The organism is Xanthobacter tagetidis (assembly GCF_003667445.1).
Taxonomy (GTDB): Bacteria; Pseudomonadota; Alphaproteobacteria; order Rhizobiales; family Xanthobacteraceae; genus Xanthobacter; species Xanthobacter tagetidis.
In genome coordinates, this window is sequence record NZ_RCTF01000001.1 from 38,879 (window position 1) to 54,598 (window position 15,720).

Genomic DNA, 15,720 nt, shown 5'->3' on the forward strand with positions numbered 1-15,720 from the left:
CCCGCCTCAGGCCGGCATCTGGAAGTCGAGGAAGCGCTTGGTGGGGAAGTCGTAGAGGCGCCCCGTCTCCTCGCAGGCCGGCAGGCACAAAGGCACGATGGCGGCGGCGGCGGCCTCCGCGCTCGGCAGCGTCGCCGGGTCCTCGCCCGGGAACGCCTTGGCCCGCATGCGGGTGGCGATGGGGCCGGGATTGAACAGGTTCACCTTGAGGTTGGCGTTGGCATGCTCGGCCGCCCAGGTGCGCGCCAGCACTTCGAGCCCGGCCTTGGTTATGGCGTAGGGCCCCCAATAGGCGCGCGCCTTGTGCGCCGCGCCGGAGGAGACGAACACCGCGCGCGGCGTGGTGGACAGGCGCAGCAGCGGGTCGAACGAGCGCACGCAGCGCCAGTTGGCAGTGAGGTTCACCGCGACGATGTCGTCCCAGTCCTTGGGAAAGACATGGCCGAGCGGGGTCAGCGGCCCGAGCACGCCGGCATTGCCCACGAACACGTCGAGCCGGCCGTAGCGCTCGTAGAGCGCGCCGCCGAGCCGGTCGATGCCATCGACGTCCTTCATGTCGAGCGGCACCAAGGTGGCGCTGCCGCCCACCGCCTTGATGGCGTCGTCCAGTTCCTCCAGCGCGCCCTCGGTGCGGCCGGTGGCGATCACGTGGGCCCCGGCGGCGGCGAGCGCCACGGCGGTCGCGGCGCCGATGCCGCGGGTGGCGCCGGTGACGAGGGCGATCTTCTCGGAAAGCGGCCGGTCGGGCACGATTGGATGTCCTTTTACCTGGGAACTGAGCGTCTTGGACCGAGCGTCTTGGGCTCAGCTTGTGGCCCGGATCTCCACCGAGGGCGCGGAGCGCTCGGCCGGCCCGTGATACACCGCCTCGATGTTGTTGCCATCGGGGTCGAGCACGAAGGCGGCGTAATAGTCCGCGTGATAGGGGCGCAGGCCCGGCCCGCCATTGTCCGTGCCGCCGGCCGCAAGGGCGGCCTCATGGAAGCGCTGCACGGTCTCGCGGTCCGGCGCCTGGAAGGCGATGTGGGCGCGGCCGGTGAGCGGCTCGCCCGCGCTCACGCACAGCTCGTCGGCGAAGAAGAAGCCGTCCGCATCGAGGATCGGCACGCCGAGCACCTCCAGCACGGCACCGTAGAAGCGGCGCGCGGCCTCCATGTCGCGGACGACGAGCTGGATGTGATCGATGAGCCGGCCCCGCTGCCAGCTGTTCATTTCCACCATGGCGCGTCTCCTTCCGTAGCGGCAGATTTATGCCGCCGCTCCGGAGACGCCGCAAGGTGAGGGGGTGGTCCCCTCAGCTCGCCTCGGCCAGCAACGAGAGCTGCTGCGACGACACCTGGCTGGAGCGGTCGGTGAGCGGGGTCGGATAGTCGCCGGTGAAGCAGTGGTCGGTGAATTGCGGCCGCGCCGGGTCGCGGGCCTCGAAGCCCATGGCGCGGTAGACGCCGTTCACCGACAGGAAGGCGAGCGAATCGGCGCCGATATAGCGCCGCATGCCTTCCAGATCATGGGTGGCGGCGAGCAGCTTGTCCCGGTCCGGCGTGTCGATGCCGTAATAGTCGGGGTGGGTGATGGGCGGCGAGGCGATGCGGAAGTGCACTTCCCGCGCCCCGGCGTCGCGCATCATCTGCACGATCTTCACCGAGGTGGTGCCGCGCACCAGGCTGTCGTCCACCAGCACGATGGACTTGCCCTCCACCACCGAGCGGTTGGCGGAATGCTTCATGCGCACGCCCTGGTCCCGCACCGACTGGGTCGGCTGGATGAAGGTGCGGCCCACATAATGGTTGCGGATGATGCCAAGCTCGTAGGGGATGCCGGAGAACTGGGAGAAGCCGATGGCCGCCGGCACGCCGGAATCCGGCACCGGCACGATCACGTCGGCATTGGCCGGGCTTTCCTGCGCCAGCACCTGCCCCATGGTCTTGCGCACCTGGTAGACCGAGCGCCCACCCACCACGGAATCGGGCCGGGCGAAGTAGATGTACTCGAAGATGCAAGGGCGCGGCGCCATCTCCGGGAACGGCTTGAACGAGGTCACGCCCTCCTCGTCGATGACGATCACCTCTCCATTCTCCACGTCACGCACGTAGCGCGCGCCGATGATGTCGAGAGCGCAGGTCTCCGAGGCGAGAATGGGGGCGCCGTCCAGCGAACCCAGAACCAGCGGGCGGATACCGAGCGGGTCGCGGGCGCCGATCAGCTTCTTGTTGGTGAGTGCCACCAGCGAATAGGCGCCTTCCAGCGACCTTATGGCGTCGATGAAGCGGTCGATGAAGCGCGGCTTCTTGGAGCGCGCCACGAGGTGCAGGATCACCTCGGTGTCGGTGGTGGACTGGGTGATGGCGCCCTCGCGCACCAGCTGGCGGCGCAGGGTGATGCCGTTGGTGAGGTTGCCGTTGTGGCCCACCGCGAAGCCGCCGGCGTCCAGCTCGGCGAACAAGGGCTGCACGTTGCGCAGCAGCGTCTCGCCGGTGGTGGAGTAGCGCACGTGGCCGACGGCGCTGTCGCCCGGCAGGCGGGCGATGACCCGGGAGTCGGAGAAGGTATCGCCGACCAGGCCGAGGCGCCGCTCGGAATGGAAGCGCCGCCCGTCGTAGGAGACGATGCCCGCCGCCTCCTGGCCCCGGTGCTGGAGCGCATGGAGGCCGATGACCGTAATGGCCGCCGCCTCGGGGTGATTGTAGATGCCGAACACGCCGCATTCCTCGCGGAGGCGATCGCCGTTCAGGTCGAGATCCAAATCCGAACGCGCCGGATAGGTCGCGGACATATGGTCCACACCTTCCGACGCCGCCTCGTTGTGCGCGTCCATTCCAAAACCTCCGCGGCCCTCGGCCGGTGCCGCGCATCGCTCGGCCGGCGGGCAGGTCCCGCCGCCTTCGTGGTGCCCCCACTGCGGGTCCGGGGCGGTCGGATCGGCAGGATCCGGCCACTCGCACCCCTGCCCAAGAGCCGGGCCGCCCCTCCCCGCACGCGGGCGAGGGACAAAGCGCCTAGCGCCCGCTTCCCGAGGGAGCCGGCGCGGTCGGGGCGGCGGGCGCGGCAGGCGCGTCGCCCTCGTCGCCGGCGGGCGACTTCTTAAGCTTGTTCAAAATGGTGTTTTCAGGGTCATCCGGCAACTGGCCCATAAGCCAATCCCCCGCACTTTGCAGCGCCGGGCGCGATTTGGCGTCCAGAACCCACGGCGGCTGGGTCTTGGCCGGGACCAGCCAGTTGAAGAACATGAATGCGACCACCATGACGAGAAGGCCGCGCGCCAGGCCGAACAGGAAGCCGAGGGAGCGGTCCACCGGGCCGATGCGGCTGTCCAGCACCATGTCGGAGATTCGCGCGGTGATGATGGAGGCGATCAGCAGGGTTCCGAGGAACAGGATCGCCACAGTCGTCGCGGTCGCGGCCATGTCCTGCGTGATGTAGGGCTTCACGTAGGGCAAGGTCGACTTGTAGAAATAGAGGGTGACGCCGGCGGCGACGACCCAGGACAGGATGCTGAAAACCTCGCGCAGCAGCCCGCGAACCATCGCGAGGATACCGGAAAGCAGCATCACCGAGATAACAATGATGTCCAGCAAAGTCACAGGCATCGGTGCTATGATCCGTGGTGGGCGCCGACCCCGAAGGCGTCCGCGCGGGACACGACCTCACGCCCCCCGAAAGGACGAGCCGCGCGGGTCATATAGCCCGCGCCGCGGGCGGCGTCATCTCCGCAGATCGCCTCAGCTTTCCGAACCGAGCATACGGTGCCGCTCGTCGCGCTCGCGGTCCCGGGGCAGGTCCTGCTGGCCGCCGCCGCCCTGCGTCTCGCGCATGGGAGCACGGCGCGGCGCGCGGGCGGCAATCTGCGCCACGAGAGCCGCCAGGGAGGCAACCGGTGCCGTGGCGATGCCCTCAACCCCCTCCGCCCCGCCCGACGGCACCACCGCCTGGCCGAAGCCGAGCTTCGCCGCCTCCTTCAGGCGCGCCGGCCCCTGTGCCACCGGACGCACCGCGCCGGTGAGGCTCGCTTCGCCGAAATAGACCGCATCCGCCGGCAGCGGCGCTCCGGTGAGCGCCGAGACCAGCGCCGCCGCCACCGCGAGGTCCGCGGCCGGCTCCGCGATGCGGAAGCCACCGGCGACATTGAGATAGACGTCGTGGCCGCCGAGCCGCACCCCGCAGCGGGCATCGAGCACCGCCAGCACCATGGAGAGCCGCGCCGGATCCCACCCCACCACCGCGCGGCGCGGCGTGCCGAGGGACGAGGGCGCAACCAGCGCCTGGATCTCCACCAGCACCGGCCGGGTGCCCTCCATGCCGGCGAAAACCGCCGTGCCGGGCGCGCCCGCGTCGCGGTTGGAGAGGAACAGCTCGGAGGGGTTCGCCACCTCGTTGAGCCCGGCGCCCGTCATCTCGAACACGCCGATCTCGTCGGTCGGGCCGAAGCGGTTCTTCTGCGCCCTGAGGATGCGGAACTGGTGGCCGCCGTCCCCCTCGAACGAGAACACCGCGTCCACCATGTGCTCGACCACGCGCGGGCCGGCGATCTGCCCGTCCTTGGTGACGTGGCCCACCAGGATCACGCAGGCTCCGGTCTGCTTGGCGTAGCGCACCAGCAATTGGGCCGAGGTGCGCACCTGCGTCACTGTGCCGGGGGCGGATTCGACGCTGTCGGACCACATGGTCTGGATCGAATCGATCACCGCGAGGTGCACCGGCGGGCCGGCGGCGAGGGTGGCGAGGATGTTCTCGGCATTGGTCTCGGCGGCAAGCCCGACCGGCGACTGGGCGAGCCCGAGGCGCTGGGCGCGCAGGCGCACCTGGTCCACCGCCTCCTCGCCCGAGACATAGACCACCTTGAACCCGCGCCGGGCGAGCGCGGCCGAGGCCTGGACCAGAAGGGTCGACTTGCCGATGCCCGGGTCGCCGCCGATCAGCAGCACCGAACCGGGCACGAAGCCGCCGCCCGCCACCCGGTCCAGCTCGCCAATGCCGCAGACGAGGCGCGGCGCCGGCTTGCCTGCGCCTTCGAGGCTCTCCAGCGCCACCGCCCGCCCCTTGCGGCTGGCCCGCTGGGCGGCCGGCACCGCCTGGGCGACGGCGGCGGCCTCCTCGGCGATGGTGTTCCAGGCGCCGCAGGCGTCGCACTTGCCCTGCCAGCGGGTATAGACCGCGCCGCACGCCTGGCAGGCAAAGCTCGTCTGGTCACGCTTGGCCATGGCTGCGCACGTCTCCCGCCGGCCCCGCGAATCCGGGGCCGCCGCGGCAGTCTAATGCGCGAGCGCGCCGCCCGTCTCGCCGGTCGCCGCCCTCACAGCCAGCCGCGCCACTTGAAGATGAGGTAGGGGAAGATGGCCGAGCACAGCATGAGCCCGAGCGCCATGGGATAGCCCAAGGCCCAGTCCAGTTCCGGCATATCCTTGAAGTTCATGCCGTAGATCGCGCCGATCAGGGTCGGCGGCATGAGCACCACGGTGATGACGGCGAAGATCTTGATGATGTTGTTCTGCTCCAGGCCCACCATGCCGATGGTGGCGTCGAGCAGGAACTGCAGCTTGTCGCCGATGAAGGCGGCATAGTCCGACAGGCCGGCCACGTCGCGGCTCATGGACTTGATGGAGGCCCGGTGGTCCTTGGTGACGGACACGCCGTCGGTCTCGGTGCCGAGGAAGGACAGCATGCGCTGCAGCGAGGCGAGGCTCTCGCGGGCGGAGGAGACGAGCCCCTCCTTGCGGCCGATATGGGACAGGATGGCCCGGTAGCGCTGGTTGGCGCTCTCGCGCGCCACGCGCTCGCGCCGGAAGATGTTGTGCGAGATGCGCTCGACGTCCGCGCCGATCTGCTCCAGCACGTCGGCCGCCCGGTCCACCACCGCGTCGAGCAGCTGGATCAGCACGCTCTCGCCGTCGAGGCTCAAGGGGCAGGCCTTGCCGAGCCTGTGCTTGACGGTGGTGAAGGGGCGTGGATCACCGTATCGCACGGTTACGAGCCTGGTGCCGGCCAGGATGAAGCTGATGGCCGCGACGAACGGCGTCTCGGTCTCGGCGCCGCAGAGGATCGCCGCGGTCATGTAGCGCGCATTGTCTTCTATATAGAGGCGGCTCGACTGCTCGATCTCGCCCATTTCCTCGCGCGTCGGAATCTCGATGCCGAGCGCCTGCTCGATGATCTTGTCCTCTCCCTCAGTGGGCGAGACCAGATCGAGCCACACGAAGCCTTGCGGCAGGGCCGCCAGGTCCGTGACGGGAACCGCGGTCAGGCTGCCGTTGGCAGGAACATAGGCTGTGAGCATGGCAAGACTCTCGGGCCGCGGGGAGCGCTCTTACTAGCTCGCTCCCGGTCCGGAGGAAATCGGCTGGCGGCGCCCCCGCGCACGCTTCGCCTCCGTCCGATCACGCCCACGGCGGTATGGTCCGCCGGGGGCCGCCTGCCGCTCAGGCGGCGAAATACTCGATGTCGCGAAGGGTTACGATGCGCTTCTCGGCATTCTTCATCTCGGCGGCGCGCTTCTCGCTGCTCTGGTGCGCGGCGGCAGCCACGGCCGAGATTCCGATCGCGCCCCACTGGGGCACCTGCTGGGCCTGCGCCCGCTTCAGTTCGGCCTCGCTACGCTGGCTGAGCCCCTGCGACGGCTGGTCGGTAGACATATCCCTCTCCTGATCGCACGCCCCGAAACTTGAGGCGCTTACTGCAAGACCTCTCCTAGATGGCCATCGACTGCGTCAAAACTGTGCAATCGCTGCGGCCCCTACGAGGTCATTCCACGATCAGGCCCCCAAATGCTTGCGAATTCGCGAATTCGCTGCACAAAACCTAAGCCGTGCGGCATTTCTGCAACGCTGGGTGAGAACACGCGGGCGACGCAGCGGCATCCCCTTCAAGACGGTGGAGGCTTGGGGTAATTCATTTCTCGATCCTTTTTTGATTCCTCCGCGGGGAGGAACAGACATTTATGAGGCACAGATGAATTGGCGGGCGGTTGGGGCACTTCTGCTCGGTGTGGCGCTCAGCGGCTGCGTCTCGGAGACCATGTCTCCCACGCCGGATTCCGTTCTGAACCCGCGCGACAAGCAGCTTCTCGCATCCGCCCCTTATGCGAAGGTGCGGCCGGAAGGGCGTCTCGCCCGGCACTTCGTCGATTATCCGTCCAACAAGAAGCCAGGAACGATCATCGTCGATACGCCCAACAAGTACCTCTATCTGGTCGAGAAGGACGGCAAGGCGATCCGCTACGGCGTGACCGTGGGCGAGGAGAGCCTGGCGTTCCGCGGCCAGGCGAAGGTCGGCCGCAAGGCCGAGTGGCCGAGCTGGACCCCTACCCCCGAAATCCACCAGCGCATTTCCGGCCTGCCGTCTTATGTCGGCCCGGGCCCGCACAACCCGATGGGCGCCCGCGCGCTCTACCTTTACCAGGGTAGCCGCGACACCCTGTTCCGCATCCACGGCACCAACCAGCCTGAACTGCTGGGCCAGGCCATCTCCTCCGGCTGCATCCGCATGCTGAACGAGGACGTGATCGACCTCTACAATCGCGCCCCGATGGGTGCCGACGTGGTGGTTCTCTGACCCGATCCACGGGAAACGCTTTGAGGGCGCGGCTTCGGCCGCGCCCTTTTTGTTTGGGCATCGGCTGCACCGCAACGGCTGCACCGCAGCGCCGGCGGCCGGGCCGTGGCGGCTGTTCTGCATTCGGGTCCCCTCCACCGGAGCCGTACGGGCGCCGGTGGCCAGATCATCGGACCAGATGACGGCTGGGTGATCGGCAGGGTGTTCCGCCGCTCGGCCCATCGCCGACGTGCTGCGTTTGCCGCCGACGGCCGGCCCTTCGCGGGCACGCGCGTAGGGCGGCCCGCGCAAGCGAAACCTTCAGCCGCTCTTGTCCTTGCCGGGGCTATCGCTACCTGACGTGTCAGGGCCGGGCTTGCTCTGCGACGGCTTGCCCTGAGATGACGTGCCCGTGGCCGGCTTGCCGGAAGCCGGTTTGGCGTCCGATGGCTTGGCAGTGGCGGGCTTGGCAGTGGGGGGCTTTGCGTCCGCGGGCTTGGTGGACGGCGGTTTCGTGCCGGTGGTTTTCGCGCCGGACGCGGCAGCCCCCTGGGACTTGCCGGCCGGCGCCCTGCTGGCCTGGCCCTTTGGTGCGCCCCCCTTCGCGGCGGCGGCGGGCGCCTCTTCCGCATCCGCCTCCGCCGGCTCTCCCGTGGCCTCCTCCTCCTGCGCCCCCGAGGCCGGGGCCGCCGCGCCTTCGGCAGGCTTCGGCGCGGGCACGGGGACGGGCGCGGCCACCTTGGGCTTGTCCGCGGTCTCCCAGCGGCAGAGCTTGTAGTCGCCGCGCCGCTGGGCGATGTCCACGTGGATGTGATCCTCGTGATAGCCGTCCGAGCCCGGCCCCAGCACCGTGGAGAAGCGCCGGCACGCACTGTCCTTCATGAGGTTGCGCAGGCTGAGCGGAAAGCCGCCGCCCTCCACCTCCAGCTTGCGCCGGTCCGTCACCTCGAAGCCGCCCACGTCGAGCGCATTGCCATAGCCGTGCTCGCTCATACGGGCGCCGAACACGCGGTTGCGCGAGCGGCAGTCGTAGGAGGCGGCCACCTTCACCGCCTCCACCTTCGCGCCGAGGGCGGCCACCGCCGGGGCGATGTCCTCGCGCACCCATGCCGCCACCGCCAGCACGGTCTCGCAGCGCAGGATGGCTGCCGGCTTGAGCGCCGCCATCCTGCCGTCGCCGAGGCGGATCGCGGTCAGCCGCACGGGCTCCGCCAGATCGCAGCCGGGCTTGGCGACGAAGCCGGCGTCGATCTCGGCCGCCACGGCGCCCGACTGCACCAAGGCCGCGCAGGCCGCGGGAAGGCTCGCCGGCCGGACGGGCGCCGGCGTGTCCGCCCCCGGCGGCGGAGGTGGCAGCGGCGCGGAGGCCGGCGCGGCTTCCGGCGCCGATGGGTCGGACGGCGGATCGGCCAACGTCGGCGAAGGCGTCGGCCCGAACAGCGGCGGAAAGGCGAAGGGGGGCGCCGGCTCCGGCACCGGTGGGGCGCTCGCCTGCTGCTGGCGCTCGGCCTCGGCGTCCAGCTCCAGCAGTTCAGGCGGACGCGGCCGCGGCAGGGGCGCCGCCGCGATGGGAAGACGTGGGCGGGCCGTCGGCGCCGCGAGGGCTTGGCCGCGGGGCGCCGCCGAGGGGGCCGGCGCGGGGGCGGGCACAGGAGCGGGCGCAGATTCCACAGATGATGCGGCAGGAGGACGCGGCTTCACCGGCGGCAGCGGCACCTGGGCCACCGGCACCTGGGCCAGCGCCAACCCCGTGCCGGCGCTGGCGAGCGCCAGCGATGCCAGCACCACCCCCCATGAGGCGGCCCGACACCGAACTGCGGCACTTCGCGATGTCTCTGGCGCCATACGGGAAACCTGAATCGCATCCATGAAGATGGCAAGGTGGCGGACGGTGGTGCGCTTCCTGTGGCCGGCGTGCGGCAAGGCAAGGGCGCGTCACTGGCACGGATGCGGCCGGCTGGCCACCGGCAAATGCGCGGCCCGCCCTACACGAACGCGGCAAGCCGGGGTATCCGGTCGGCGGGCGCCCGCCAGGGGGCGCGCCATCCGGAGACGTTGACGATGCGGGATCTGAAGGCGCTGCTGCTCGACAAGGACGGCACCCTGGTGGACTTCGACCGCACCTGGGGTCCCGCCGCTGGCTACGTCATCCGCACCCTGGCGGAGGGCGACGCCGAGGCCGTCGCGCGGCTGGAAGCGGTGAGCCACTTCCTGCCTGACGAGCAGCGCTTCCTGCCCTCCTCGCCCCTGGTGGCGGGCTCCTCCGCCCATTACGGGCCGCTCTGGGCGCAGACCCTGGGCCGGAGGGCGAGCGCGGACTTCCTTGGCGAGGTGGACCGCCTGTTCGCGGAGGCAGGCCTCAGGCACCTTACCCCCATCGGCCAGCCGGGGGCGGTCCTCGGAACCCTCCATGGCCGGGGCATCGACCTCGCCATCGTCACCAATGATGCGGAGGCGAACGCGCGCCAGCAGGCCGAGGCCCTCGGGCTCGCCCCGTACCTGTCGCTGGTGCACGGCTACGATTCCGGCTTCGGCTCGAAGCCGGCGCCGGGCATGGTGCTGGCGGCCGCCGAAGCGCTCGGCCACGATCTCGCCGCCGTGGCCGTGGTGGGCGACAGCGCCCACGACCTTGCCGCCGCACGCGGGGCGGGCGCCCGCTTCATCCTGGTGCGCTCCGGCCCGGCACCGGTGGAGCATCTCTACCGGGATGCCGACGCGGTGGTGGACAGCATCGACGATCTGCCCGCTCTGCTCGCCCCGTAAGAGCACGGGCGCACCGGCGCCACCCCTGCCGCGATGGCCTATGCCGCTGCCAAGGCCCTCTCCAAGGGTCTTGCCAAACGACCGCCCGGGCGCGCAAAACCTTGGCTCGGAAGCGGGATCGTCCGGGCGGCAGCGCCGCCGGGACGCCTTCGGACACAGGGACGCGATGATAAAACGCCGGCTCTACCAGGAGGAGCGCCAGTCTCCGCTCGCGCAGTGGAGCTTCCGGCTCGTCATATTCTCGGTGCCGGTGATCGTGCTCGCCGCGGTGCTCTACCGCTTCGGCCTGCTGGAATTCCGCCCGGCGGTGACGACGCTGCTGGTGGGGCTCGGCCTCGCTTTGGCCGGCGGCATCCTCGGCACGGTGGCTTTCTTCATCATCTGGGAAAGCGGCTGGCGCGGCATCGGCAAGGCCATGGCGAGCGTCGCGATCGCGTTCCTGCTGGTGGCGGGTCCGGCGGCAGTCCTGGCCCGCGGCCTGATGCTGCCGCGTCTCGCCGACATCACCACCGACCTTGAGGACCCGCCGCGCTTCCATGCGCTGGCGCTCGCCCGCCCGCGCGAGGCGAACCCGGTCGCCTACCAGCCGACCAGCCCGCCCGGCGCGCAGCGCACCGCCTATCCCGGCATCAAGCCGCAGGACCTCAACGCGACGCCGGAAGAGGCGTTCAACGCGCTGCTGGGGCTGATCCAGAAGCGGCGCTGGCGCATCATCGACGCCACGCCGCCGCGCGGCGCGCGGCGCGACGGGCGCATCGAGGCGGTGGCCACCTCGCCCATCATGGGCTTCCGCTCGGACGTGGTGATCCGCATCCGCTCCACCCCGAAGGGCGCGCGGGTGGATGCCCGCTCCACCTCCCGCTACGGGGAGCACGACCTCGGCGGCAATGCGGAGCGCATCGAGAGCCTGCTCGCGGACCTCTCGGTGGAGCGCCGCAAGCTGCGCTGAGGCGGGCGCGCGGCAGAACGGCGCCGCTCGCCGCCGTCACCCTCCGGCTTGGCCGGAGGGTCCATTCCCGGAGCGCCGCCCTGGGCGCTCCGTCAGGCCGGAGCACGACCGCGCAACGGCTCGGCTCAGGCCTCCTTGGCCATCTCGCGCAGGCGGAACTTCTGGATCTTGCCGGTGGAGGTCTTGGGGATCTCCGCGAACACGATGAGGCGCGGGCACTTGTAGCTCGCGAGCTGCTGGCGGCAGTGGGCCATCAGTTCCTCGGCGGTGGCGCTCACCCCTTCCCGCAGTTCCACGAAGGCAACCGGGGTCTCGCCCCATTTCTCGTCGGGCTTGGCCACCACCGCCGCCGCCGCCACCGCGGGGTGCTTGTAGAGCGCGTCCTCCACCTCGATGGAGGAGATGTTCTCGCCGCCGGAGATGATGATGTCCTTGGAGCGGTCCTTGAGCTGGATGTAGCCGTCGGGATGCTTCACGCCGAGGTCGCCCGAGTGGAACCAGCCGCCCTCGAACGCCTTGTCGGTGGCCGAAGGGTTCTTGAGGTAGCCTTTCATCACCACGTTGCCGCGGAACATCACCTCGCCCAGGGTCTCGCCGTCCGCCGGCACCGGGACCATGGTCTCCGGGTCCAGCACGTCGAGCGCCTCCAGCGCGCCGTAGCGCACGCCCTGGCGCGCCTTCTTCACCGCCCGCTCCTTGGCCGGCAGATCGTCCCACTCGGTGTGCCAGTCGTTCACCACCGCCGGGCCATAGACTTCGGTGAGGCCGTAGACGTGCACCACGTTGAAGCCGGCATCCTGCATGGCAGCCAGCACCGCCTCAGGTGGCGGGGCGGCGGCGGTGATGAACTCGACGCGGCCAGGGAGCGCGCGCTTGTCCGCCTCCGGCGCATTGAGCAGGGTCGACATCACGATGGGCGCCCCGCACATGTGCGTGACCTTGTGGTCGGCGATGGCGTCGAACATGGCCTTGGCGCGCACCTGGCGCAGGCACACGTGGGTGCCGGCCACCAGCGTGATCGACCAGGGGAAGCACCAGCCGTTGCAGTGGAACATGGGCAGCGTCCACAGATAGACCGGATGCTTGCCGAGAGCGCAGGTCACCACATTGCCCACCGCGAGCAGATGCGCGCCGCGATGGTGGTAGACGACGCCCTTGGGATCGCCCGTGGTGCCGGACGTGTAGTTGAGGGCGATGGCGTCCCATTCATCGGCCGGCGGCTTCCAGGCGAACTCGGCGTCGCCGGTGGCGAGGAAATCCTCGTATTCCATGGTGCCGATGCGCTCGCCCGCGCCGGTGAATTCCGGGTCGTCATAGTCGATGACGATGGGCTTCCTCACCGCCATGGCGAGCGCCGCCTTCATGACCGGCGAGAACTCCCGGTCGGTGATGAGCACCTTGGCCTCGCCATGGTCGATGGTGAAGGCGAGGATGGCGGCGTCGAGCCGGGTGTTGAGCGAGTTCAGCACCGCCCCGGTCATGGGCACGCCGTAGTGCGCCTCCAGCATGGCCGGCACGTTCGGCAGCATCACCGCCACCGTGTCGCCGACGCCGATGCCGAGCTTGTCGAGCGCCGAGGCGAGGCGCCGGGCGCGGTCGTAGAACTCCCCATAGGTCCGGCGCAGGACGCCATGGACGATGGCCACGCGGTCGGGGAAGACGCGCGCGGACCGCTCCAGGAAGCCCAGGGGCGTCAGCGGCTGGTAGTTGGCCGGGGTCCGGTCCAGATGGAAATCGTAGATGGTGCCCGACATGGTGCCCCCCTCGGCCGCTGGCGGAGCGGTATCGCCGCTTCCCGGGACCATATGTCGGCCCCAGGCGCGACGCGAAGCCGTCTCGCTTGAAGAACTGGGGAGCCCGCCGCGGTCTCCTTTTCGCGGTCTTCCGCCGCGCGGGTCGATGAAGCGGGCTCCAATGGCGCGCGAAATCTAGCCGAGCCACGATGTCGGAGGCAATCGCGGCGAGACGCCGGAAGGTCTCGCACGTATCCTACGATCGTAGTACGCATTTCTTCGATCTTGCGCTGTGAAAAGATGATCGGCTCTAACCCGCTCAAATCAAGCCGACGAGGGAAACGCCCATGCAACAGTCCGGCACCAGCCGCTACGCGGAAACCTATGCCCTCTGGCGCGACGACCCTTCCGCCTTCTGGGGCGCGGCGGCGAAGGACATCGACTGGATCAGGCCAGCCGCGACGGTGTTCGATCCCGATGCGGGCGTCTATGGCCGGTGGTTTTCCGGCGCTTCCGCCAATACCTGCCACAATGCGGTGGACCGCCACGTGGCCGCCGGCCGCGGCGCGCAGGCGGCGCTGATCTATGACAGCCCGGTCACCGGCGCCAAGCGCACAATCTCCTATGCCGAACTGCAGGACGAGACGCGCGTGCTCGGCGCGGTCCTCGCGGACATGGGGGTGAAGAAAGGCGACCGGGTGGTCATCTACATGCCCATGGTGAGCGAGGCGGTGATCGCCATGCTCGCCTGCGCGCGCATCGGCGCCATCCATTCGGTGGTGTTCGGCGGCTTCGCCGCCAAGGAGCTGGCCACCCGAATCGAGGACGCCGAGCCGAAGGTGATCCTCGCCGCCTCGTGCGGCATCGAGCCGTCGCGCGTGGTCGCCTACAAGCCGCTGCTCGACCTCGCCATCACCATGTCGGCGTTCAAGCCGGACGGCTGCCTGGTGCTCCAGCGGCCGGAGGGGCCGTGCACCCTGGTGGAGGGCCGCGACCTCGACTGGGCGGCGAGCTGCGCCGCCGCCCGCGCCGCCGGCAAAGGCGCCGACTGCGTTGAGGTGGCCGCCACCGATCCGCTGTACGTGCTCTATACCTCCGGCACCACCGGCAAGCCGAAAGGCGTGGTGCGCGACAGCGGCGGCCACATGGTGGCGCTGCGCTGGAGCATGGAGAACCTCTACGGCATCGCGCCAGGCGAGGTGTTCTGGGCGGCCTCCGACATCGGCTGGGTGGTGGGCCATTCCTACATCGTCTATGCCCCGCTGCTGATGGGCTGCACCTCCATCGTCTACGAGGGCAAGCCGGTGGGCACGCCCGATCCCGGCGCCTTCTGGCGCGTGATCGAGGAGCACAAGGTGGTGGCGCTGTTCACCGCCCCGACCGCGCTGCGGGCGATCAAGAAGGAAGACCCGGACTGCACCTTCAGGCAGGGCCGGGACATGGGCCACTTCCGCACCCTTTTCCTCGCCGGCGAGCGCGCCGATCCCGATACCGTGAAGTGGGCCGAGGAGAAGCTCGGCGTGCCGGTGGTGGACCATTGGTGGCAGACCGAGACCGGCTGGGCCATCGCCGGCAACCCGGTGGGCCTTGGCCTCTTGCCGGTGAAGCTCGGCTCGCCCACCGTGCCCATGCCCGGCTACGACGTCCAGATCGTCGACGAGGCGGCCAAGCCGGTGCCCGCGGGCACCATGGGCTCGATCGTCATCAAGCTGCCTTTGCCCCCCGGCTGCCTGCCGACGCTGTGGCAGCAGGACGAGCGCTTCACGGAGAGCTACCTCGCCGACTATCCCGGCTACTACAAGACCGCGGATGCCGGCTTCATGGACGATGACGGCTACGTCTTCGTCATGGGCCGCACCGACGACATCATCAACGTCGCCGGCCACCGCCTCTCCACCGGCGGCATGGAGGAGGTCATCGCCTCCCACCCGGACGTGGCGGAATGCGCCGTCATCGGCGTCAAGGACGAGCTGAAGGGCGAGGTGCCCTGCGGCTTCGTGGTGCTCAAGGCCGGCGAGCGCCGGGCGCCGGACGTGATCGAGAAGGAACTGGTCGGCCTGGTGCGCGACCGTATCGGCCCGGTGGCGGCCTTCAAGCTCGCCGTCACCGTCAACCGCCTGCCCAAGACCCGTTCGGGCAAGATCCTGCGCGGCACCATGAAGAAGATCGCCGACCACGACGCCTGGTCCATGCCGGCCACCATCGACGATCCGGTGGTGCTGGAGGAGATCGAGGGCGTACTCAAGGAGCGCGGCATCGGCTGAGCGGGCGGCGGCCCGCGCGCGGCGCCCGCTTTTCGCGACACGAAGGCACCCCGGGCCGCGCTGCGGCCCGGCACCCTCAGAATACGCTCAGCGCTTCCCGCCGCGCCGTCGCCGCCTCAGTTGCGGCCGCCGCCGCGGAACGGCTCGAAGCAGGTGAAGCCGACATAGCACTGCTTCACATCCCGCGTCGGCACCCATTCCGGCCTCAGCTGCTGGTCGTAGAGGCAGAAGCTCTGGTCGCGCACATAGCGGTCATAGAGCGTCGGCGACGTCGCCATCACCACCGCGCCCCGCTTCTGCACCAGCTCCGCCGCCTGGGCGCATGTCAGGCTCGTGCTCTTGGTCATCGCGTGCGCGGCCCCGATGCTGGCCACAAGGAGCGCCACGCTCAACATCCCGGTGCGTCCCATCATAGGCGTCATCCTCTTCTCCGGCCCTCGCGGCGAAGACCTCAACCGCGCGGGGCGCCGACGGGGCACCCCGGGGC

Annotated in this window: 14 protein-coding genes; 4 read left to right on the forward strand and 10 right to left on the reverse strand. The window is 69.9% G+C overall.

What is annotated here, in order from left to right:
• Positions 1–6 precede the first annotated feature (6 nt).
• The 7 genes from D9R14_RS00140 to D9R14_RS00170 all read right to left on the reverse strand — a co-directional run bounded on the left by D9R14_RS00140 (position 7) and on the right by D9R14_RS00170 (position 6,626).
• Positions 7–750: an SDR family NAD(P)-dependent oxidoreductase gene (locus tag D9R14_RS00140; RefSeq protein WP_121621278.1), complete on the reverse strand. Its 744-nt coding sequence runs from the start codon at positions 748–750 to the stop codon at positions 7–9.
• Positions 751–804: 54 nt separating this feature from the next.
• Positions 805–1,221, reverse strand: coding sequence for a VOC family protein (locus tag D9R14_RS00145; RefSeq protein WP_121621279.1), 417 nt, complete (start codon positions 1,219–1,221; stop codon positions 805–807).
• A gap of 73 nt (positions 1,222–1,294) precedes the next feature.
• Positions 1,295–2,773 carry an amidophosphoribosyltransferase gene (gene purF / locus D9R14_RS00150; RefSeq protein ID WP_245420498.1) on the reverse strand — a complete coding sequence of 493 codons (1,479 nt, stop codon included), beginning with the start codon at positions 2,771–2,773 and terminating at the stop codon, positions 1,295–1,297.
• A 223-nt stretch (positions 2,774–2,996) separates the two neighbouring features.
• A complete protein-coding gene (locus D9R14_RS00155; protein ID WP_121621281.1) occupies positions 2,997–3,587 on the reverse strand; it encodes a CvpA family protein in 591 nt (196 codons plus the stop codon).
• A 132-nt stretch (positions 3,588–3,719) separates the two neighbouring features.
• Complete coding sequence (gene radA, locus D9R14_RS00160; protein WP_121621282.1) at positions 3,720–5,198, reverse strand: DNA repair protein RadA; 1,479 nt, start codon at positions 5,196–5,198, stop codon at positions 3,720–3,722.
• 92 nt (positions 5,199–5,290) lie between these two features.
• Positions 5,291–6,271 carry a magnesium transporter CorA family protein gene (locus D9R14_RS00165; RefSeq protein WP_121621283.1) on the reverse strand — a complete coding sequence of 327 codons (981 nt, stop codon included), beginning with the start codon at positions 6,269–6,271 and terminating at the stop codon, positions 5,291–5,293.
• Between the two features lie 142 nt (positions 6,272–6,413).
• Positions 6,414–6,626, reverse strand: a complete 213-nt coding sequence (locus tag D9R14_RS00170) for a hypothetical protein (RefSeq protein WP_121621284.1) — start codon at positions 6,624–6,626, stop codon at positions 6,414–6,416.
• Positions 6,627–6,942: 316 nt separating this feature from the next.
• On the opposite strand from D9R14_RS00170, the gene D9R14_RS00175 reads away from it, so the two are divergent.
• The gene (locus tag D9R14_RS00175; protein ID WP_184759574.1) at positions 6,943–7,545 is read left to right on the forward strand and encodes a L,D-transpeptidase; all 603 of its coding nucleotides are present in this window, start codon (positions 6,943–6,945) and stop codon (positions 7,543–7,545) included.
• Positions 7,546–7,845: 300 nt separating this feature from the next.
• Here the strand turns inward: D9R14_RS00175 and D9R14_RS00180 are convergent, their stop codons facing one another.
• Entirely contained in the window at positions 7,846–9,309 is a 1,464-nt protein-coding gene (locus tag D9R14_RS00180) for an extensin family protein (RefSeq protein ID WP_170168425.1), read from the reverse strand.
• A 276-nt stretch (positions 9,310–9,585) separates the two neighbouring features.
• Between D9R14_RS00180 and D9R14_RS00185 the strand changes: the two genes are divergently transcribed.
• Complete coding sequence (locus tag D9R14_RS00185; protein WP_121621286.1) at positions 9,586–10,287, forward strand: HAD family hydrolase; 702 nt, start codon at positions 9,586–9,588, stop codon at positions 10,285–10,287.
• 166 nt (positions 10,288–10,453) lie between these two features.
• Complete coding sequence (locus tag D9R14_RS00190) at positions 10,454–11,236, forward strand: DUF1499 domain-containing protein (protein ID WP_121621287.1); 783 nt, start codon at positions 10,454–10,456, stop codon at positions 11,234–11,236.
• A gap of 125 nt (positions 11,237–11,361) precedes the next feature.
• Here D9R14_RS00190 and D9R14_RS00195 read toward each other — a convergent pair whose 3' ends face one another.
• On the reverse strand, positions 11,362–12,990 hold the full coding sequence (locus tag D9R14_RS00195) for an acyl-CoA synthetase (protein ID WP_121621288.1): 1,629 nt from the start codon (positions 12,988–12,990) through the stop codon (positions 11,362–11,364).
• Between the two features lie 326 nt (positions 12,991–13,316).
• Here D9R14_RS00195 and D9R14_RS00200 point away from each other — a divergent pair, with 326 nt between their 5' ends.
• Positions 13,317–15,233: a propionyl-CoA synthetase gene (locus D9R14_RS00200; protein ID WP_121621289.1), complete on the forward strand. Its 1,917-nt coding sequence runs from the start codon at positions 13,317–13,319 to the stop codon at positions 15,231–15,233.
• Positions 15,234–15,349: 116 nt separating this feature from the next.
• On the opposite strand, the gene D9R14_RS00205 is transcribed toward D9R14_RS00200, so the two are convergent.
• On the reverse strand, positions 15,350–15,619 hold the full coding sequence (locus D9R14_RS00205) for a hypothetical protein (protein WP_394096730.1): 270 nt from the start codon (positions 15,617–15,619) through the stop codon (positions 15,350–15,352).
• Positions 15,620–15,720: the final 101 nt, after the last annotated feature.

Bases quoted from the DNA above. Each gene is read 5' to 3' on its own strand.
- D9R14_RS00145 (WP_121621279.1), bottom strand. From the start codon at position 1,221: ATGGTGGAAATGAACAGCTGGCAGCGGGGCCGGCTCATCGATCACATC.
- D9R14_RS00165 (WP_121621283.1), bottom strand. From the start codon at position 6,271: ATGCTCACAGCCTATGTTCCTGCCAACGGCAGCCTGACCGCGGTTCCC.
- D9R14_RS00185 (WP_121621286.1), top strand. From the start codon at position 9,586: ATGCGGGATCTGAAGGCGCTGCTGCTCGACAAGGACGGCACCCTGGTG.
- purF (WP_245420498.1), bottom strand. From the start codon at position 2,773: ATGTCCGCGACCTATCCGGCGCGTTCGGATTTGGATCTCGACCTGAAC.
- D9R14_RS00190 (WP_121621287.1), top strand. From the start codon at position 10,454: ATGATAAAACGCCGGCTCTACCAGGAGGAGCGCCAGTCTCCGCTCGCG.
- D9R14_RS00175 (WP_184759574.1), top strand. From the start codon at position 6,943: ATGAATTGGCGGGCGGTTGGGGCACTTCTGCTCGGTGTGGCGCTCAGC.
- D9R14_RS00200 (WP_121621289.1), top strand. From the start codon at position 13,317: ATGCAACAGTCCGGCACCAGCCGCTACGCGGAAACCTATGCCCTCTGG.
- D9R14_RS00155 (WP_121621281.1), bottom strand. From the start codon at position 3,587: ATGCCTGTGACTTTGCTGGACATCATTGTTATCTCGGTGATGCTGCTT.
- radA (WP_121621282.1), bottom strand. From the start codon at position 5,198: ATGGCCAAGCGTGACCAGACGAGCTTTGCCTGCCAGGCGTGCGGCGCG.
- D9R14_RS00170 (WP_121621284.1), bottom strand. From the start codon at position 6,626: ATGTCTACCGACCAGCCGTCGCAGGGGCTCAGCCAGCGTAGCGAGGCC.
- D9R14_RS00195 (WP_121621288.1), bottom strand. From the start codon at position 12,990: ATGTCGGGCACCATCTACGATTTCCATCTGGACCGGACCCCGGCCAAC.